The organism is Porcipelethomonas ammoniilytica, from assembly GCF_025567485.1.
Classification (GTDB): domain Bacteria; phylum Bacillota; class Clostridia; order Oscillospirales; family Ruminococcaceae; genus Porcipelethomonas; species Porcipelethomonas ammoniilytica.
This window is the reverse complement of record NZ_JAOQKH010000126.1, coordinates 1-319: the sequence shown is the minus strand read 5'-3', so window position 1 is coordinate 319 and position 319 is coordinate 1. Positions and strand designations below refer to the sequence as shown.

General features: G+C 39.5%; 1 protein-coding gene. It reads right to left on the bottom strand.

Annotated elements, in window-relative coordinates; all coding sequences use genetic code 11:
- Positions 1-319, bottom strand: a 319-nt coding sequence (locus OCV67_RS13615) for a hypothetical protein (RefSeq protein ID WP_178085204.1), incomplete at both ends; no start/stop codon positions are given.

The window sequence follows — 319 nt, the reverse complement described above, 5'->3', positions numbered from 1 at the left end:
TTCTTTTTCAGCTGTAAAGCTGTGTGCAATCTCCTCCAGACGTTCAATATCAGCTTTGCTGACTGTAATAGTTGTTGTTTCTCCGGCAATTTTACCGGAGAATTTTATTCCGCTTTCCCCAAGCTTATCAGCAATTTTAGCAGCAATATCGGTATCATACTTTCTGTAAGTCTTTTGCGGAATGTATCTGTACGGAGTATTGCCGATTATTTGTATATCAGTTCTGTCAGAATTTCTTCCTCTGCTGTTTTCAGAAAACTGTTCTGAAGCTGTACTGTTTTCAGGTAATCTCCCTGATTCTCCGCTTCTTTGTATTCCG